The organism is Mesorhizobium sp. WSM2240 (assembly GCF_040438645.1).
GTDB lineage: Bacteria > Pseudomonadota > Alphaproteobacteria > Rhizobiales > Rhizobiaceae > Allomesorhizobium.
The window spans coordinates 5,274,393-5,292,106 of record NZ_CP159253.1 but is presented as its reverse complement, the minus strand read 5'-3'; the positions used below and the strand labels follow the sequence as shown (position 1 = coordinate 5,292,106).

Annotated in this window: 15 protein-coding genes, 1 tRNA gene and 1 pseudogene; 10 read left to right on the top strand and 7 right to left on the bottom strand. The window is 63.8% G+C overall.

Annotated elements, in window-relative coordinates:
• The first annotated feature begins 144 nt into the window (after positions 1–144).
• Genes ABVK50_RS26350 through ABVK50_RS26340 form a run of 3 tightly spaced genes read left to right on the top strand, consistent with a single transcriptional unit; the run spans position 145 to position 3,217 of the window.
• A complete protein-coding gene (locus ABVK50_RS26350; protein WP_353645803.1) occupies positions 145–993 on the top strand; it encodes an arginine deiminase family protein in 849 nt (282 codons plus the stop codon).
• Positions 990–1,637 carry a TetR family transcriptional regulator C-terminal domain-containing protein gene (locus tag ABVK50_RS26345; protein WP_353643775.1) on the top strand — a complete coding sequence of 216 codons (648 nt, stop codon included), beginning with the start codon at positions 990–992 and terminating at the stop codon, positions 1,635–1,637. Before ABVK50_RS26350 ends, ABVK50_RS26345 begins: the two co-directional genes overlap by 4 nt.
• Entirely contained in the window at positions 1,634–3,217 is a 1,584-nt protein-coding gene (locus ABVK50_RS26340; protein WP_353643776.1) for a 5-guanidino-2-oxopentanoate decarboxylase, read from the top strand. Before ABVK50_RS26345 ends, ABVK50_RS26340 begins: the two co-directional genes overlap by 4 nt.
• A gap of 150 nt (positions 3,218–3,367) precedes the next feature.
• Here the strand turns inward: ABVK50_RS26340 and rpsA are convergent, their stop codons facing one another.
• Both rpsA and cmk read right to left on the bottom strand, forming a co-directional pair.
• The gene (rpsA, locus tag ABVK50_RS26335; protein ID WP_353643777.1) at positions 3,368–5,074 is read right to left on the bottom strand and encodes a 30S ribosomal protein S1; all 1,707 of its coding nucleotides are present in this window, start codon (positions 5,072–5,074) and stop codon (positions 3,368–3,370) included.
• Between the two features lie 201 nt (positions 5,075–5,275).
• Positions 5,276–5,926, bottom strand: a complete 651-nt coding sequence (cmk, locus tag ABVK50_RS26330; protein ID WP_353643778.1) for a (d)CMP kinase — start codon at positions 5,924–5,926, stop codon at positions 5,276–5,278.
• 147 nt (positions 5,927–6,073) lie between these two features.
• On the opposite strand from cmk, the gene ABVK50_RS26325 reads away from it, so the two are divergent.
• Entirely contained in the window at positions 6,074–7,213 is a 1,140-nt protein-coding gene (locus ABVK50_RS26325) for a hypothetical protein (protein ID WP_353643779.1), read from the top strand.
• A gap of 76 nt (positions 7,214–7,289) precedes the next feature.
• Here ABVK50_RS26325 and ABVK50_RS26320 read toward each other — a convergent pair.
• The 3 genes and pseudogenes from ABVK50_RS26320 to aroA form a co-directional block, all read right to left on the bottom strand.
• Positions 7,290–7,394: pseudogene (locus ABVK50_RS26320) on the bottom strand ((d)CMP kinase); the annotation flags it as partial.
• Positions 7,391–8,035: an FMN-binding negative transcriptional regulator gene (locus ABVK50_RS26315; RefSeq protein ID WP_353643780.1), complete on the bottom strand. Its 645-nt coding sequence runs from the start codon at positions 8,033–8,035 to the stop codon at positions 7,391–7,393. The pseudogene ABVK50_RS26320 and the gene ABVK50_RS26315, both read right to left, overlap by 4 nt.
• Before the next feature lies 1 nt (position 8,036).
• Positions 8,037–9,377 carry a 3-phosphoshikimate 1-carboxyvinyltransferase gene (aroA, locus tag ABVK50_RS26310; RefSeq protein ID WP_353643781.1) on the bottom strand — a complete coding sequence of 447 codons (1,341 nt, stop codon included), beginning with the start codon at positions 9,375–9,377 and terminating at the stop codon, positions 8,037–8,039.
• A gap of 183 nt (positions 9,378–9,560) precedes the next feature.
• Between aroA and ABVK50_RS26305 the strand changes: the two genes are divergently transcribed.
• The 3 genes from ABVK50_RS26305 to ABVK50_RS26295 all read left to right on the top strand — a co-directional run bounded on the left by ABVK50_RS26305 (position 9,561) and on the right by ABVK50_RS26295 (position 10,660).
• A complete protein-coding gene (locus ABVK50_RS26305) occupies positions 9,561–9,944 on the top strand; it encodes a TIGR02300 family protein (protein WP_353643782.1) in 384 nt (127 codons plus the stop codon).
• A gap of 175 nt (positions 9,945–10,119) precedes the next feature.
• Positions 10,120–10,195: transfer RNA gene (locus tag ABVK50_RS26300), tRNA-Ala, on the top strand.
• A 60-nt stretch (positions 10,196–10,255) separates the two neighbouring features.
• Positions 10,256–10,660: a hypothetical protein gene (locus tag ABVK50_RS26295; protein ID WP_353643783.1), complete on the top strand. Its 405-nt coding sequence runs from the start codon at positions 10,256–10,258 to the stop codon at positions 10,658–10,660.
• Positions 10,661–10,735: 75 nt separating this feature from the next.
• On the opposite strand, the gene ABVK50_RS26290 is transcribed toward ABVK50_RS26295, so the two are convergent.
• On the bottom strand, positions 10,736–11,581 hold the full coding sequence (locus ABVK50_RS26290; protein ID WP_353643784.1) for a 3-keto-5-aminohexanoate cleavage protein: 846 nt from the start codon (positions 11,579–11,581) through the stop codon (positions 10,736–10,738).
• Between the two features lie 109 nt (positions 11,582–11,690).
• Here ABVK50_RS26290 and ABVK50_RS26285 point away from each other — a divergent pair, with 109 nt between their 5' ends.
• Complete coding sequence (locus ABVK50_RS26285; protein WP_353643785.1) at positions 11,691–13,016, top strand: aspartate aminotransferase family protein; 1,326 nt, start codon at positions 11,691–11,693, stop codon at positions 13,014–13,016.
• A 5-nt stretch (positions 13,017–13,021) separates the two neighbouring features.
• Here the strand turns inward: ABVK50_RS26285 and ABVK50_RS26280 are convergent, their stop codons facing one another.
• On the bottom strand, positions 13,022–13,894 hold the full coding sequence (locus tag ABVK50_RS26280) for a MurR/RpiR family transcriptional regulator (protein ID WP_353643786.1): 873 nt from the start codon (positions 13,892–13,894) through the stop codon (positions 13,022–13,024).
• 116 nt (positions 13,895–14,010) lie between these two features.
• Here ABVK50_RS26280 and ABVK50_RS26275 point away from each other — a divergent pair, with 116 nt between their 5' ends.
• Together ABVK50_RS26275 and ABVK50_RS26270 are read left to right on the top strand one after the other, a co-directional pair.
• A complete protein-coding gene (locus ABVK50_RS26275) occupies positions 14,011–14,994 on the top strand; it encodes a TAXI family TRAP transporter solute-binding subunit (protein ID WP_353643787.1) in 984 nt (327 codons plus the stop codon).
• 75 nt (positions 14,995–15,069) lie between these two features.
• Positions 15,070–17,664 (top strand): TRAP transporter permease, encoded by a 2,595-nt coding sequence (locus ABVK50_RS26270; protein ID WP_353643788.1) that lies wholly within the window; start codon positions 15,070–15,072, stop codon positions 17,662–17,664.
• The last annotated feature ends 50 nt before the right edge of the window (positions 17,665–17,714 follow it).

Genomic DNA, 17,714 nt, shown 5'->3' with positions numbered 1-17,714 from the left:
GGACCCGATCGCGCGGACCCGTCAATCCCGCCCATTACGGCACTTGCGACGTTGTTATGCAAGTGTATAAATAGGTTGTCAGCAAAACCATTCCTCGTTTCTCCAGACCAAGAGGCTTTCGTGAACGCTTACGGCTCTCAGTCCATGGCGGCGCCGCTCCGGCGCGTATTGATGCGGTCGGCGAAGAATGCGATGCGCAGAGCGGACCGGACGGCCTGGCATTACGGTCCGGGTTTCGACCCTGCGAGAGCCGCGACCCAGCATGCCGCTCTCGCCGAACTGGTAGCTGCTTCGGGCGCTGGCATCGAATGGATCGAGGACCGGGAGGACGGCCTTGCGGATTCGGTTTTCACCCATGACCCGTCGCTGATGACGGACCATGGCGCGATCGTCCTTTCCATGGGTAAGCAGTTACGGAATTCCGAGCCGGCACTTCATGAACAGACCTACAGGCGCCTGGGCATTCCGATTCTCGGGCGCATCGCGGCGCCCGGTCAGGTCGAAGGCGGCGACTGCGTCTGGGTCGACGCGCGTACCCTGGCGGTGGGCAGGGGCGTCCGTACCAACCAGCACGGTATCCAGCAGCTCGCCAATATGCTGACCCCGCTCGGTATCGAGGTCTACGGCTACGACCTGCCGCTCTGGCATGGCGAGGAGGCCTGCCTGCATCTGATGTCCGTGATCAGTCCGTTGGCCGATGACCTGGCGCTGGTCTATGCGCCCCTTCTGCCGGCGCCTTTCTACCAGATGCTGAAGGACCGCGGCATAACGCTCGTCGCCGGCGACGCCGATGAGTTCTTCGCTTCCAGCGGGCTCAGCCTCAATGTGCTGCCGACGAGCCCGCGCGAGGTGATCGCCGTGGCCGGCTATCCGAAGACCAAGGCTGCCATGGAAGCCGCCGGCTGCACGGTGAAAACCTTCGAGGCCGATGCGCTATGCATTGCCTGCGAAGGCGGACCGACCTGCCTGACGCGCCCGATCCTGCGCCAATGACCGCTCCCGGCCGACGCAAGTTTCGCCGTGAGGGCGAGGAGCGTCGCCGTCAGGACCTGATCGAGGCGACGCTCGATTGCGTCGCCGAGCGTGGGCTGCAGGGCGCGACAGTACGCGCCATCGCGTTGCGCGCCGGCGTTACAGGCGGCCTCATCCGCCACTATTTCCCCGGCAAGGAAGAGCTGCTGCAGGCTGCTTATGCAACCATTGTCGGGCGCATGACCGAGCAGGCGAAGGCAGCGCTCGGTCTTGAAGGCGCAGGTCCGAGACGCAGGCTGGCAGCCTTTGTCGGAGCCAATCTCGGGCCTCCGGTGGTCGATGCGCGCGTCTTCTCGCTTTGGGCGGGTTTCATCGGCCGTGCGGTCTCCGACCCGGCGCTCTCAATCGCCCATCGCGAGGGTTATCTGGGTTTTCGCGACGAGGTGGAGGCGCTTGTGGCCGAGGTGTTGATAGCGGCAGGCAGGAATGCAGGCCCCGGCGAATTGCGGCGACATGCCATCGCCATCAATGCCATCATAGACGGGTTGTGGATCGAGGGCTGCCTGGCCGGCGACATGTTCGAGAGCCGCGAACTGGCCGAAATCGGAATCACCACGGTCGAGTCCCTTCTTGGATTGGATTTGCGTGGAGGAGGAGCGATATGACAACGGTAGGCGAAGCGTTGATCTCGCTGCTCGAGGCGCATGGCGTCGACACCGTGTTCGGCATTCCGGGGGTCCATACGGTCGAGCTCTATCGTGGCCTCGCGGGCTCGAAGATGCGGCACGTCACCCCGCGGCACGAACAGGGCGCGGGGTTCATGGCCGACGGCTATGCGAGGGTCTCGGGGAAGCCAGGCGTCGCCTTCGTCATTACCGGACCGGGCCTGACCAACACCATCACCGCCATGGGCCAGGCGCGTGCCGATTCAGTCCCGATGCTGGTCATATCCGGGGTCAACGCGACGGGCACGCTCGGCAAGGGGCTCGGCTACCTGCACGAGTTGCCCGACCAGCGCGGCATGATGGAGAAGGTCGCGCTGTTCTCTCACCGGGTCGAGCAGGCACCCGAGCTGCCTGCGGTGCTGGCGCGGGCCTTCACCATTTTCGCGACTCAGCGGCCCGGACCAGTGCATATCGAGATACCGACCGATGTCATGGGCAAGCCCGCCGGCGAACTGGCGATGCTTCTGGGCAACGTTGTGCCCCCAGCGCCCGACAAAGCCGCAATTTCTGAATCGGCAAGGCTGGCGTTTTCCGCCGAAAACCCGTTAATCCTTGCCGGCGGCGGAGCAAAGCGTGCCGGAGCCGAGCTGGCGAGACTGGCCGAACGTCTCGACGCGCCCGTGATCACCACCGCCAACGCGCGTGGGCTGCTCCACCGCCATCCACTCGGAGTCCACGCCAGTCCGAGCCTGCAGGCCGTTCGCGCGCTGATGGCGGAATCGGATTTCGTCATCGCCGCCGGCACGGAATTCGGCCCTACCGATTACGATATGTACGCCGATGGCGGATTTGTGCTGCCGGCACGCCTGGTTCGGATCGACCTCGGGGCAGATCAACTCAGGCGTCATCCCGCAACCGTCGGTATCCAGGCCGATTGCGCGGTCGCGCTTGACGCGCTTGAAGCTGCCATCGGCTCCGCAGAAACCGCCGGCAGAACCCGATCCGGTGGCGCCGCACGGGCCGAGAAGGCGCGAGGCGCCGCCCTCGCCGAGATCGGCCGGGCTATGCGCGAGCAGGTCTCAGTGGTCGAGATGATCCGCGATACGTTGCCTGGATCGGTCATCGTCGGGGATTCGACGCAGCCCGTCTATGCCGCCAATCTTTATTACGATCACGACAGGCCGAGCGGCTGGTTCAATGCCGCCACCGGCTTCGGCGCGCTGGGCTACGGGCCCCCGGCGGCGATTGGAGCGGCGCTCGCCGATCCGAGTGCTCCAGTTGTCTGCCTAACCGGCGATGGCGGCTTCCAGTTCACGCTGCCGGAACTCGGCGCCGCGCTGGATGCCGGAACGCCGGTCATTTTCGTGGTCTGGAACAATCGCGGCTACCGCGAGATCGAAACTTCGATGCGCGAAGTCGGGGTCGAACCCGTCGGCGTCTCGCCCGCGCCGCCGGATTTTTGTCGGCTCGCCGACGCGTATGGCGTTTCGGCCGAGCGGCTGGATGAGATTTCCGACCTGCCGGCCGCGCTCAAGCGGGCCTCGGGCAAAACCTATCTGATCGAAATTCACGTCGCCTGAATTTCGGGGCGGAACCGGGAAGGCAAGCTCCGTCTGCCCGGCGTTCCGGTACCGGTAAACGCACAGCGGCGAAGCCTCCAGGATATCACTAAACAAAAACCCCGCCGGATCACTCCGGCGGGGCTTTTTCTCAACCGTTGGTAAGGACGATTACTCGTCCTTGCCGCCGCGCTGCTTCAGAGCCGCGCCGAGGATATCACCGAGCGAAGCACCGGAATCGGTCGAGCCGTACTGGGCGACCGCTTCCTTCTCCTCGGCGATTTCCAGCGCCTTGATCGACACCTGAATCTTCCGGGTCTTCTTGTCCCAGGCGATGACGCGCGCGTCGACCTTCTGACCGACGGTGAAGCGCTCGGGGCGCTGCTCGTCGCGATCGCGCGACAGATCGTTGCGCTTGATGAAGGTTTCGATACCGTGGTCGACGAGCCGGACTTCCAGCCCGCCGTCCTTGACGCCGGTGACCTCGCAGGTGACGACCGCATTCTTGCGCAAGTCGCCGGAGGTGGAGGCTTCGCCGACGGCATCACGCGCAAGCTGCTTGATGCCGAGCGAGATGCGCTCCTTGTCCTGGTCGACGTCGAGTACCTGCGCCTTGACGATGTCGCCGCGATTGTACTCTTCGATGACCTGCTCGCCCGGACGGTTCCAGTCGAGGTCGGAGAGGTGGACCATACCGTCCACGTCGCCTTCGAGGCCGATGAACAGGCCGAACTCGGTCTTGTTCTTGACCTCGCCCTCGACGATCGCGCCAACCGGATGGTTGCGGGCGAAAGCTTCCCACGGATTCTCGAGCGTCTGCTTGAGGCCGAGCGAGATGCGGCGCTTGGCCGGATCAACCTCGAGCACCACCACGTCGACTTCCTGCGAAGTGGAGAGGATCTTGCCCGGATGCACGTTCTTCTTCGTCCACGACATTTCGGAGACGTGGATCAAGCCCTCAATGCCCGGCTCCAGCTCCACGAAGGCGCCGTAGTCGGTGATGTTGGTGACGGTGCCGGTGATCTTCTTGCCGATCGGGAACTTGGTGCCGATCTCGCTCCACGGATCGCTCTCGAGCTGCTTCATGCCGAGCGAGATGCGGTGGGTTTCCTGGTTGATGCGGATGATCTGCACCTTGACCGTCTGGCCGATGTTGAGGATCTCGGTCGGATGGTTGACGCGGCGCCAGGCCATGTCGGTGACGTGCAGCAGGCCATCGATGCCGCCGAGGTCGACGAACGCACCGTAATCGGTGATGTTCTTGACCACGCCTTCGACCACCTGGCCCTCTTCGAGGTTCTGCACGATCTCCGAACGCTGTTCGGCGCGGCTTTCCTCAAGCACGGTGCGGCGCGACACGACGATGTTGCCGCGGCGGCGATCCATCTTCAGGATCTCGAAGGGCTGCGGGTTGTGCATCAGGGGCGAAACGTCGCGGATCGGACGGATATCGACCTGGCTGCGCGGCAGGAAGGCCACGGCCCCATCCAGATCGACGGTGAAGCCGCCCTTGACCTGGTTGAAGATAACGCCTTCGACGCGCTCACCCTTGTTGAACTTCTCTTCGAGCTTGACCCAGCTCTCTTCGCGGCGGGCCTTGTCGCGCGACAGCATGGCTTCGCCCAGCGCGTTCTCGATGCGCTCGACATAGACCTCGACCGTGTCGCCGACCTTGAGCTGGCCGTCCTTGGCCTTGGCGCCGAATTCCTTCAGCGGCACGCGGCCTTCAACCTTCAGGCCGACATCGATGATGGCCATGTCCTTTTCGATCGCGGTGATGGTGCCGCGGACGACCTGGCCTTCGCCGGAGTGGCCGTCGGAAAAGGATTCTTCGAGCATGCTCGCGAAATCATCGCGAGTGGGGTTTGCAGTTGACATATTTTCTCCTGGAACGCTCCGGCATTGTCGCTGGAGCCGGCGCCGTTGTTTGCGTTGCGTTTAGCTTGCCCGCATTCCGGGCCAAAGGGCCCTGGTGCCGCTTTCGCGGCGATTTCCGGCGCATGAGAATGCTGGCAGGCGGTGCTTCGTTCAAAATCCGGTGCCGCAGATTCCCCCGGGAAAAGCACGGCTGGCCGGATTTCAGGCCTTGTCTCTTTTGGCCAAGGCATCGTCCACGATGGCTTTGGCTGCCAGAAACGCGGCTTCTATAGACATTTCCGACGTATCGAGCAAGTGCGCGTCGGCGGCGGGCTTGAGCGGCGAGTCCGCGCGGCCCATGTCGCGCTCGTCGCGGTGCACGATATCGGCAAGGATCTCGCCGAAATCCGCCCTGCCGCCGCGCGATTCGATGTCGCGAAGCCGCCGTTCCGCGCGCACCTCCGCGCTCGCCGTGACGTAGAGCTTCACGCAGGCATCCGGACAGACGACGGTCCCTATGTCGCGCCCGTCAAGCACCGCGCCGGCCGGATTTCGGGCGAAGGCCCGCTGCTTTTCGACCAGTATCCGGCGCAGTTCGGGAATGACCGCCACACGCGATGCCGCCTCGCCAACCTCATGCGCAGAGAGCGCATGCTTGTCCAGACTGGCCAGATCGACCTGCCTTGCAGCCTCGATGGCGTGCGCCTCGTCGTCCAGCGGCCAGCCGTTCAGGATCAGCATATGCGCCACCGCCCGGTAGGTCAGGCCCGTGTCGAGGTGGGGCAGATGGTAATAGTCCGCCAGCCGCCGGGCGAGCGTACCCTTGCCGGAAGCGGCCGGACCGTCGATGGCGATGAGAAGCGGAGAGGTCATGACGGCGCTTGAAGCCGACTGGCAGTCAAATTGCAAGAGGACCTCAGACCTTAACGACGACATTGGGATGCAAAAGGCGGAAGGTTCAGGCCGTCCTTGAGGTACTGATTCAGTGAATCTTAGCGGGCCCCTGTTAGCCATTGCGCCATGAGAAAGCGCCTCACTCTCCTGGTTATCGCCACGCTCACGACTAGCCTGCTCGGTATCGGCTTTCTGCTGTCGCCGATTGAATCATCCATGGAAATGCGCCGTCGATGGGCAATGCGCGCCGACCTTGGCATGGAGTCCTGGAAGGCCGAGCTGCTCTATCGGACCCTGATCTGGAATGGCGATGATGTCGCAGCAAACAATCTGGGTACAATGATCGAGATCAGCAAATTCTTCCCCGAAAATCGAGCGAGGGTTGAGCAGATCGAACAGCAGGCACGCGAATGGTATCGCGCGCCTGCCGACAGAAGTGTCGCGGCGGCGATATATAACATCGGAATGCAGTCTTATCGGATGCGCGACGATCCGGTTCGCTACGAAGAAGGAAAGCAATGGCTATGCCAACGCGGCGGGTTAGATGAACTTACGGCGCTTGCATGCGCGCTTCATCTTTCCGGCACGCCCGGTCATCCGGACAGAAAGGACAAACTCAGGCGGCTCTCCGCAATCCTTGGGAGCCGGGGCACCCTGCTACCATTTGATCCGTCGCTCTGGCCAGATGTCCACGCTGAAATGGGTCACCTGCACGCGCAGACCGATCGCGAAGCTTCGCTCGAACACTACCGTTTGGCGGCAGATGCCGGCATTCTCTCGGCAATGGAACATTTAGCTTTCGGACTGCTGAACGGTCCTTCGCCCGAAACAACCGATTGGCTGGCTCAGATGGAAAAAGCGGCAGCCAACCCCTTGAGTGTGCCCGCCAACGCCTTGCTGGGCAAGGCTTACAAGTATGGTCTGCACGGTCTGCCTATAGATGGCGAAAAGGCCATACACTTCCTGAAGCGCGCCGCGTCGATATCGATGCCCCGTCCCCCAGATAGGCGTGAACGTTTGGCGGGAGCCCCGCGTGAAGGGTTCAGAACCGGCCGACCGACGCTGGATTGGATACCGAATATTGGAGACACTGAAGACGCTGCTTACGAACTGGGGATGCTTTATGCCGATGGCGATCTCACGCCGCGCGACATCGACGCCGCTCGTCTCTACCTGGGGGTTGCGGCGCGCGAAAAGTGGAAAGACGCCGAACTCCGATTGCAGGCGCTGAGCCGCGATCCCATTCAGATCAATTTGGGGCAATAACTCGCCGCCTAAACACCTCGCATCACCCCGCCGTCGAGCGGCAGGCCGTGGGCGATCAGGCGCTGCGCGACCGCGGGTAGGCCAGGCCGGTGTCGAGGTGCGGCAAGTGGTAATAGTCCGCAAGCCGCCGGGCGAGCGTACCCTTGCCGGAAGCGGCCGGACCGTCGATGGCGATGATCATCGATCGGCACCATAGCGCCGCACGAGGTCGGCCATTCCCGGATTGGCATGAACCTCAGCGGCTGCGCCCAGCCCTTCGACGACCTCGGCAATGTCCGCTTTCGGCCGGTTCTGGCTGACCTTCCATTTGCCTTCGATGTGGGTGATCGCGATCTCGACGCCTATGATGCCCTTGATCTGTGCGTCGACGAATGCCTCCGGCGCATCGTCTACCCGCCAGGGCGTCTGCCGCGGCTGTTCGTGCTCGCCGGTCAACGCCTCGATCTGGGTGCGCAGCCATGCGGCGTCATCTATGACCCTTGCGGTTCCGCGCACCTGGACGATGGCGTAGTTCCAGGTCGGCACGACCTTGCCGGTCTCGCGCTTGGTAGCGTACCAGGAGGGCGTGATGTAGGCATTTTCGCCCTGGAAGACGACTAGGACGGGCGCGCCCGCTGCAATTTCCTTCCATTGCCCGTTGGCCCGCGACATGTGGACCTGGAGCACACCTTTGGGCGAACCCTCTGCGACCAGATGAAACGGCAATGCGTTGGCCGTCGGACCGCCGCTTCCGGCCGTGATCAACAGGCCGAGCGGATGGGCACGGATCAACGCATGCTGAACGGCGAGATCATCTTCGCGAAAATGCGGCGGCTGGTACATGTCACTCGATCTCCGCGCCCATTCCGGTCATCAGCCCCATGAATTCCGGAAAACTGGTGGCAATCATCGCCCGATCGTCGACGGTGACCGGCTTATCGGTGGCAAGACCCATCACCAGGAAGCTCATGGCGATGCGGTGGTCGAGATGCGTCTCGACTGTCCCTCCGCCGAGCCCCTTGCCGCCCGGCTTGCCGCGCACGGCGAGAGAGGCTTCGCCCTCCGTGCAGTCGACGCCGTTGGCCTCCAGCCCGCGTGCCACGGCGCCGAGCCGGTCGGATTCCTTGACGCGCAGCTCATCCAGCCCCTGCATCAGCGTGTCGCCCTCGGCGAAGGATGCGGCGACGGCGAGAACCGGATATTCGTCGATCATCGACGGCGCGCGCTCGGCGGGAACGCTGACGCCTTTCAGTTGGGAAGAGCGGACGCGCAAATCGGCGACGTCCTCGCCGCCGGCATTGCGCGGATTGAGCAGATCGATGGACGCCCCCATTTCCAAAAGTGTGGTGATGAGGCCGGTCCGCGTCGGGTTCATCAGCACATTCTCTATGATGATGTCGGAATCCGGCACGATCAGAGCCGCCACCAGCGGGAAGCCGGCCGAAGACGGGTCGCCGGGCACGGCGATGGTCTGGCCGACGAGCTTGCCTTGGCCCTCGATTCGGATGTGGCGCACGCCATCGCTGTCGGTTTCTACCTCCAGGTTCGCCCCAAAACCCTTCAGCATCTTCTCTGTATGGTCGCGCGTCATAACCGGCTCGATCACTGTCGTAATGCCCGGCGTGTTCAGCCCGGCGAGAAGCACGGCAGACTTCACCTGCGCCGAGGCCATCGGCACGCGATAGGAAATCGGCGCAGCGGTCTTCGGCCCGCGCAGCGTGATCGGCATGCGGGCGCCCGGCGAAGCCTTGAGCACCTGGACGCCCATTTCGCGCAGCGGGTCGAGCACGCGGCCCATCGGCCGGCCTGACAGCGAGGCGTCGCCGATGAAGGTGGTCTCCATGTCATAGGTGCCGACGAGGCCCATGGTCAGCCGCGAGCCGGTGCCGGCATTGCCGAAATCGAGCGGCGCGGTCGGCTCCAGCAGGCAGCCATTGCCCGTGCCGTCGATAATCCATTCCGCGCCGCGCTTCTCAATGCGTGCGCCCATCGCCTTCATCGCCTCGCCGGTGCGCATCACGTCCTCGCCTTCGAGCAGGCCGGTGATGCGCGTTTGCCCGGAAGCGAGCCCGCCGAACATGAACGAGCGGTGCGAGATCGACTTGTCTCCGGGCATCCGGACCGTTCCGGCGAGCGCGGCTGATTTTTTTGCCGTTGCCGGCTGTGCGGGCGAGTGGTGCGCCATATTCTTCCCCATGCGGAAACGGCGGCAAAAACCCCCATTTTCCTGATCTTCGCGGCGGTTCCTATCATGCGTCGGAGCCTTGGTCATCCCCCGCGGCGGCCGTTCCGTAAAGCCAGGATTTTGGCTTTGACAGACCCGGAAACAGCGGCTAAGGGGACCGACTTTCAAGGACGAGGCTCAGCAGTGGCGAAATCCGAACTCGGTACAAAGCGCATCGACCCGGAAACGGGCCGCAAATTCTACGACCTCAACAAGGATCCGATCGTCTCTCCGTACACCGGGAAGACGTATCCGCTTTCCTATTTCGAATCGGCCGGAAGCAAGATCCACGAAGAGGAGGAAGAGGTCGAGGAGAAGGAACTCGACGCCGAGGAGGAAGGCGCCGAAATCGTTTCGCTCGAAGAGGCCGACGACGAGGCCAAGACCGCTGACGATCTTCCCGAGATCGAGGACGAGGAAGATGTCGACCTCGGCGACGACGACGAGGACGTGTTCCTCGAGGACGAAGAGGAAGACGACGACGACGTTTCCGACATTATCGGCGTCGGCGACGACGACGACGTCTGAGCCGGAAATGGCGCCCTGTCCATGATGTCGCGGCGCCATACAATTCGATCGAAGCCTGATGCAAAGGCTTGATCTGCGAACGGAGCCGGTTTAGAAGCCGCCTTCGATGACGGCTCGGGCCGGATGCCCGAACCGGAATTCCCGCCGGAAACGGCGACGGCCTTCAAGCCGGAATGGGGCCATAGCTCAGCTGGGAGAGCGCCTGCATGGCATGCAGGAGGTCAGCGGTTCGATCCCGCTTGGCTCCACCAAATATTTCAACGGGTTGCGGCCCGTCGGGTTTCCAACATCTGTTTGGGCAATGCGCTTCGATGGCTTCACCGAAGGATGACAAGCCAGGGAAGGCGGACCCGAAAATGATGCGAACAGCTAAGATCTGGATCACGGTAGGTGTTGTGGCGGCAATGGTCGCCGGATGCACGACATCGCCCGCCGACTATGCAGCCACGCTCTCGAACCAGGACCCAAAATGGCTGTCGCCGGAGTGCGAACAAATCCGCGCGCAGGCTTTGAACTACAAGGAGCGGAACCTCAACTGGGCGTCCGGTCTCTTGATTGGCCCGTATGGGCTTGCGCTCGTAGCAGCCGGCAAAGAGCACCAGGAAAAGCAACGAAAGCTCCTCGCCCGCGAGATGCATATGCGATGCTCAAGTCTGCCATTGCCGAAGAATCTGCAGATCAACCCGTCGACCGCGCAAAAGAGCAGCTCAAGCTAGGGCATGGCTTGCCGCAAGGGCGAGGTTGTCATCGCCCTCGATATGCAAGACAAACCAAGTCCACTCGGGGTTGGGTCAGCCAATCCGCTGCCAGTCCTGGCGCAGTTCATCCGCGCTTGCCGGGCGCAGGCCGCAAGTGGCGATCGCGGTTGCCGCCGCCGCGACGAGATCGGCATTATCCTTTGCCTGCGAACCGTCGGGCAGGAATAGATTGTTTTCAAACCCGACCCTGACATGGCCACCGAGCAGCGCTCCGGTCGCCACACAGGCGGTTTCGCGCCCGCCGAAAGCGCAGACCGACCAGTGGCCAAAGCGCGGCATGCCGGGCGAGAGAAACGGCAGGAGGTCAGCGGGCGACGATCTCTGGCCGGCGCTGTAGCGGCCGAGCACGTAAAGCACGGGAATGTCTTCGAACGGGATCAGGCCCCGCTTCTTCACTCCGGCCAGCTTTACCGCCTCTTCGGGCGTGTAGAGGATGATCTGCGGCATGACTTTTTCCCGGCTAAGCCAGCCCAGAAACTCAGCGAAGCCGGACTCGTGGCTATCGTCCGGCAGCAATTCCCTGAGCGCGAGCGACACTGCCTCCGGCCGCACCTGGCGCACCACCTCCATCTGCTCGGCGGGCGAATATATGCTAAGCGCCTCGCTCGTGATCTGGATCACCAGCCTGTCGCCAACCGCGGCCCGGATGGCCGCAATGGCGGCACGATAGGCTTCAGCATCCAGCAGATGTCCGCCATCCCGGTTGCGCACATGCGCGTGGATCATAGACGCGCCCGCCTCCAGGCAAGCCACAGCCGTCGCGGCAAGTTCGGCCGCCGTCATGGGTAGCGCCGGATGGTCGGTTTTGGTGCGCCTGCCGCCATTCGGCGCTACCGCAATGGCGACGGGGGCGGCAACGTTCAGGTCTGGTGCGGTCACGCGGTTCAATCCATTTGTTTCACTTCAAGCTGTGATGTAACATATGTTGCATCTTTCCGGCAGCGGGTCTAGGTTCTTCCCATAGCCAAGCCGGCCCTCCGAGGACATCATGACCAAAATCCTGCATCGCCAGATCCATGCCAGCCTGCCGGTGGCCGTCGGCGGCCAGGGGGTGCATCTGCTTGACGCCGATGGGCGCTCCTACATCGATGCCTCGGGCGGTGCGGCAGTGTCGTGCCTCGGCCACGGCCATCCCGATGTGACTGCCGCGCTCCATGCCCAGGCGGACAGGCTTGCCTATGCCCATACGAGCTTTTTCACCAACGAGCCCGCCGAAAGGCTGGCCGAGAGGCTGGTGGCAGGTGCGCCGCAGGGCATCAGCCATGCCTATTTTGTTTCCGGCGGCTCGGAAGCGATCGAGGCGGCGCTGAAGATGGCGCGCCAATATTTCGTCGAAACCGGAGAGCCGGAGCGTCGCAACATCATAGCCCGCCGCCAGAGCTATCACGGCAACACGCTCGGCGCGCTGGCCACCGGCGGCAACGAAATGCGCCGCACTCAGTTTCGCCCGCTGCTGATCGAGACACACCACATCGACCCCTGCTACGCCTATCGGTTCCAGGAGCCGGGCGAGAGCGACGAAAGCTATGCCGCGCGTGCGGCGCAGGCGCTGGAAGACAAGGTGCTCGAGCTTGGTCCGGAGACGGTGATGGCCTTCGTGGCGGAGCCGGTGGTCGGCGCCACGGCCGGAGCGGTGCCGCCCGTCGCCGACTATCTGAAGCGCATCCGCGCCATATGCGACCGATACGGCATTCTGCTGATCCTCGACGAGGTGATGTGCGGCATGGGCCGCACCGGCACGCTGCACGCCTCAGAGCAGGACGGCATCGCGCCGGACCTGATGACGGTGGCGAAGGGGCTCGGCGGCGGCTACCAGCCGATCGGTGCGGTGCTGCTCAGCCAAAAGATTTTCGACGCTTTCGCCAACGGCTCGGGCCTGTTCCAGCACGGCCACACCTATATCTGTCATCCAATGGCCTGCGCCGCCGCGCTCGCCGTGCAGGAGGTCATCGCGCGCGACGACCTGCTCGCCAATGTCCGATCCATGGGCGCGCATCTTTCCCGCCGCCTGGGCGAACGCTTCGGCAACCATGCGCATGTCGGCGACATTCGCGGGCGCGGGCTGTTCATGGGCGTGGAACTGGTCGAGGACCGCTTGAGCAAGACGCCGTTTGACCCAAAGCTGAAATTCCATGCGAAGATCAAGCGCGAGGCGATGGCGCGAGGGCTGCTGGTCTATCCCGGCGGAGGCACGATCGACGGCGTCAATGGCGACCACGTGCTGATCGCTCCGCCCTTCATCATAGACGCCGCAACGATCGATGCGGTGGTCGAACGGCTCGGCGACGCGATCGACGCGGCAATTGCCGCATAGTTCCTTCACTCCGGCAGATACGCCCCGAACGCCTGCAGTTCCAGCTCCGTTTCCCTGACCCGTTCGGCGGCGGCCGGACCGCTGCGCGCCAGCATCGTCGCGGCCAGCGCTTCGACGATGGCCATCGCCGCCGCCACCGACGGGAAGAAGGATGGGCTGTCGGTGGAGAAGCGCAGCGTCACCTCCGCGTGCCGCGCGACCGCCGCCGCCATGCTGTCGGCGATGGCGATGATCGGCACGCCGTGCCGCCGCGCCGCTTCCACCACCGGCCCGAGCTCGCGCGAATAGGGCGAGAAGCCGATCGCCACGATTGCTTCCCGCTTGCCGAGCGCGGCCAGTTCCGCCTCCAGAGCGCCGCCGTCGCCGCCGAGCAGCGTGATGTCGCGCCGGAACATGCGGCAGAGATAGACGAGCGCGTGGGCCGGCGCGCGGCAGCTGCGGAAGCCGGCGACGCGTATGCGTTGCGCCCGCTCCAGTATGGCGCATGCCCTGGCGATTTCGTCGCTGCCGTTGACCGCTTCGGCCGCGGCGAGGTTGGCGGATATCGTCTTCAGCGATTCCGCGAAGATCGCCTCCGCGCCGCGCTTGACCAGCGCGTCGGCTTTGGCCGCGAAAGGCGCGTTGCCGGAGCGCAGCCGGTCTTCGAAAGGCTTCCGCAGCGCCGCCCAATCGGCGAAGCCCAGCCGCCGCGCCAGCCGCACAAAGGTCGTGGGCGTCACTTCCGATCGCGAGGCCAGCACCCGCATCGAGACCAGCGCCACCTCGTCGGGATGATCGACCAGAAAGCGCGCCGCCTTGCGAAGCTCCGAACTCAGCTCGGGCAGGTCGGCCAGTATGCGCCCCTGGACCTCCTCGAAACCCGTGTCCCGCCCATCCATGTAACAAGTATTCCCCTTGATTGATAAAGCGCAACAATCGTAGCATGGCGCGACGTGCCTTCGATACAAAAAGCACGCGATGGCCGCATCGGCACGCAACACCAAGGGAGAACTAGATGAAACATGACCGGATTATGCGTCGCGGAACGCAGGCGGTGGCCTTGTCGGCTGCGCTGCTGTTTTCAGGCGGCGCGATGGCGCAGCAGAATTTCGTGACGATCGGCACCGGCGGCGTCACCGGCGTCTATTACGCCGCGGGCGGCGCGATCTGCCGGCTCCTGAACAAGGACCGCAAGACCCACGGCATTCGCTGCTCGGTGGAATCGACCGGCGGCTCGGCCTTCAACGTCAACACGATCAAGGAAGGCGAACTCGACTTCGGCATGGCCCAGTCCGACGTCCAGTACAATGCCTTCAACGGCCAGGAATCCTTCAAGGAAGGCGGCGCGCATACCGATCTTAGGGCCGTGTTCTCGATCCATCCGGAACCCTTCACCGTGCTTGCGCATCCGAATGCAGGCGTGACCAAGTTCGAGGATTTCAAGGGCAAGCGCTTCAATGTCGGCAATCCCGGCTCGGGCACACGCGCTTCGATGGAGCGCCTGCTCGACGCCATGGGCTGGACGCTGGCCGACTTCTCGCTGGCTTCGGAGTTGAAGGCCGATGAGCACGGCCCGGCGCTCTGCGACGGCAAGATCGACGGCTTCTTCTACGGCGTCGGCCATCCTTCTGCGAACATCCAGGACCCGACGACCACCTGTGCCGCAAAGCTGGTGCCGCTGACGGGCGAAGCGGTCGACAAGCTGGTCGCCGACAATCCATACTACGCCAAGGCGACCATTCCGGGCGGTCTTTACAACAACAACCCGGACGACACCGAGACCTTCGGCGTCCTCGCCACGCTGGTCACCTCGGCCAATGTTCCCGAGGAGACGGTTTATCAGCTCGTGAAATCGACGTTCGAGAATTTCGACGAGTTCAAGTCGCTGCATCCGGCATTCGCCAATCTCGACCCGCAGAAGATGGTCACGGACGGAATTTCGGCGCCTCTGCACCCCGGCGCGGAAAAGTACTACAAGGAGAAGGGCTGGCTGCAGTAAGCTTCGCGACCTGACGATACGCCGGCGGGTTCGTGGGGGACCTGCCGGCGATAATCCATAAAGAGGGAGGGCGTCATGAGCGAAGCCAAGGAACAGCCGGCCGAGGTCGATCTCGAGCAGCTTGAGCAGCTCGTCGCCGAGGCGGATACCGGAGGCCGCCATGCAGTCGGGCTTGCCGGAAAGGCGCTGCTTTGGGTGGCGGTGGCCTGGTCGCTGTTCCAACTCTGGTACGCCTCGCCCCTGCCTTTCATCTTCGGATTCGGCGTCCTCAACGACACCGAAGCGCGCGCCATCCATCTTGGTTTTGCGCTGTTCCTGACCTTTACCGCCTACCCAGCTCTCAGATCCTCGCCGCGCGACCGCGTTCCCCTGCTGGACTGGATATTGGCTTTAGTCGGCGCCTTTGCCGGCGCTTACCTGTTCCTTTTCTACGTCCAGCTGTCCGGGCGTCCGGGCCAGCCCACGACGCTCGACCTCGTCACCGGCACGGTCGGCATCGTGCTTCTCCTCGAAGCCACCCGCCGTGCGCTCGGCCTGCCCATGGTCGTCGTCGCCTCGGTGTTCATCTTCTACACCTTCGCCGGCCAGTACATGCCGGACGTTATCCAGCACCGCGGCGCTTCGCTGGTCAAATTCCTCAATCACCAATGGCTGACCACCGAGGGGGTATTCGGCATCGCGCTCGGCGTCTCGACCAGCTTCGTTTTCCTGTTCGTGCTGTTCGGCACGCTGCTGGAAAAGGCCGGCGCGGGCAACTGGATGATGCAGATCTCGATCGCGCTGCTCGGCCATCTGCGTGGCGGCCCGGCCAAGGTCGCAGTGGTTTCCTCGGCGCTGAACGGCGTCGTCTCCGGCTCGTCCGTGTCGAACGTCGTTTCCGGCGGCATCTTCACCATCCCGCTGATGAAGCGCACGGGCCTGTCCGGCGTGAAGGCCGGCGCGATCGAGGCTACGGCCTCGATCAACGGCCAGATCATGCCGCCGGTCATGGGTGCGGCAGCCTTCCTGATGGTCGAGTATGTCGGCATCCCCTATTCGGAGATCATCAAGCACGCGATCATGCCCGCCGTCTTTTCCTATCTGGCGCTGCTCTACATGGTGCATCTGGAAGCGGTAAAGCTTGACATGCAGCCTATCCCGCAACGCCCGACCCCAAGGCGGGAGCGGTGGCTGCGCATGGGCCTCGGGCTTTCCGGCAGCATCCTTGCGATCTGTATTCTCTACTACGGCATCATCGCCATCCAGGCCGCCTTCGGCGCGGCCGCGCCGACCCTGCTCGCCCTTGCCGGCATCGTCCTCTACGTCGCCACCATCTGGTATTCGTCGCGCTATCCGGACCTGGAACTCGACGACCCCAACACGCCGATTCTGGAATTGCCGCGCGCCTGGGACGTTACTCGGACCGGGCTTGATTTCCTCATTCCGATTGTGGTCCTGCTCTGGTGCCTGATGGTCGAGCAGCTTTCGCCCGGCCTGTCGGCCTTCTGGGCGACGGTGACCATCCTCGCCATCGTGGCCACTCGTAAGCCGCTGATGGCGATCTTTCGCCGCGAGAACCTGACTGGGGCGACCCGGGCTGCAGGCGCCGACCTGATCGACGGGTTAGCGCTCGGCGCGCGCAACATGATCGGCATCGCCGTCGCCACCGCCACCGCCGGCATCGTCGTCGGCACGATCACGCTGACCGGCCTCGGACTGATGATGACCGAACTTGTCGAGTTCATCTCGGGCGGCAATGTCATCCTAATGCTGATACTCATTGCCGCGATCAGCCTCGTGCTCGGCATGGGCATACCGACGACGGCCAACTACATCCTGGTGGCGACGCTGATGGCGCCGGTGGTGGTCGATCTCGGCGCGCAAGCGGGGCTGGCCATCCCGCTGATCGCCGTCCATCTCTTCGTCTTCTATTTCGGCATCATGGCCGATATCACGCCGCCGGTGGGGCTGGCCTCCTTCGCGGCGGCCGCGATCTCCAAGGAAGACCCGATCGCCACCGGTTTCCAGGGTGCATTCTATTCCCTGCGCACGGCGATCCTGCCCTTCGTCTTCATCTTCAATCCGTCGATCCTGCTGATCGGCGTAGACACCTGGCCGCATATCTTCTGGGTAGCCGCCGTCTCGCTGGCCGCCATCCTCATCTTCTCGGCGGCGACGATGAACTTCTTCGTCACGAAGAGCCGGCTTTGGGAAAGCGCCGTGTTGCTGCTTGTTTGCTTCACGCTGTTCCGCCCGGACTGGTGGCTCAATCAGGTCTCGCCGCCTTATGAGGAACTGCCGGCCAGCGAATTCCTTGCCGCCGTCGAGCAGGCGCCGCCCGGCGGCCGGCTGAACTTCGTCGTCGAGGGCATCGACCTGATGGGCGACGACGTACGCAAGACCGTCAACGTGCCGCTCGGCGAGCCGGCCGAACCGCTGGAGCGACTGCGCCGCATCGGCCTCACCATCACGCCGGCCGGCGATACGCTGATGATCACCAATGTCGGCTTCGGCTCTTACGCCAAGCGCATCGGGCTCGATGTCGGTTATGACGTCACAGCGGTGCTGAAGAAGGCCGACCAGCCGTCCAGCCTGATTCCGATCGGGGCGGCGCTAGCCGTTACCGCCGCCATTGCCGGGTTGCAGCTTGCCCGAAAGCGCGCGGCGGCCCGGGAATCGCACGCGGCCTGAGGCCGCCCGCATGCCGGCTGGATATTGCATATAACTGGTCCTACCAGTTA

Excerpts from the sequence above, each read along its gene's own strand:
- ABVK50_RS26350 (WP_353645803.1), top strand. The coding sequence starts at position 145 with ATGGCGGCGCCGCTCCGGCGCGTATTGATGCGGTCGGCGAAGAATGCG.
- ABVK50_RS26345 (WP_353643775.1), top strand. The coding sequence starts at position 990 with ATGACCGCTCCCGGCCGACGCAAGTTTCGCCGTGAGGGCGAGGAGCGT.
- ABVK50_RS26340 (WP_353643776.1), top strand. The coding sequence starts at position 1,634 with ATGACAACGGTAGGCGAAGCGTTGATCTCGCTGCTCGAGGCGCATGGC.
- rpsA (WP_353643777.1), bottom strand. The coding sequence starts at position 5,074 with ATGTCAACTGCAAACCCCACTCGCGATGATTTCGCGAGCATGCTCGAA.
- cmk (WP_353643778.1), bottom strand. The coding sequence starts at position 5,926 with ATGACCTCTCCGCTTCTCATCGCCATCGACGGTCCGGCCGCTTCCGGC.
- ABVK50_RS26325 (WP_353643779.1), top strand. The coding sequence starts at position 6,074 with ATGAGAAAGCGCCTCACTCTCCTGGTTATCGCCACGCTCACGACTAGC.
- ABVK50_RS26315 (WP_353643780.1), bottom strand. The coding sequence starts at position 8,035 with ATGTACCAGCCGCCGCATTTTCGCGAAGATGATCTCGCCGTTCAGCAT.
- aroA (WP_353643781.1), bottom strand. The coding sequence starts at position 9,377 with ATGGCGCACCACTCGCCCGCACAGCCGGCAACGGCAAAAAAATCAGCC.
- ABVK50_RS26295 (WP_353643783.1), top strand. The coding sequence starts at position 10,256 with ATGGCTTCACCGAAGGATGACAAGCCAGGGAAGGCGGACCCGAAAATG.
- ABVK50_RS26285 (WP_353643785.1), top strand. The coding sequence starts at position 11,691 with ATGACCAAAATCCTGCATCGCCAGATCCATGCCAGCCTGCCGGTGGCC.
- ABVK50_RS26280 (WP_353643786.1), bottom strand. The coding sequence starts at position 13,894 with ATGGATGGGCGGGACACGGGTTTCGAGGAGGTCCAGGGGCGCATACTG.
- ABVK50_RS26275 (WP_353643787.1), top strand. The coding sequence starts at position 14,011 with ATGAAACATGACCGGATTATGCGTCGCGGAACGCAGGCGGTGGCCTTG.
- ABVK50_RS26270 (WP_353643788.1), top strand. The coding sequence starts at position 15,070 with ATGAGCGAAGCCAAGGAACAGCCGGCCGAGGTCGATCTCGAGCAGCTT.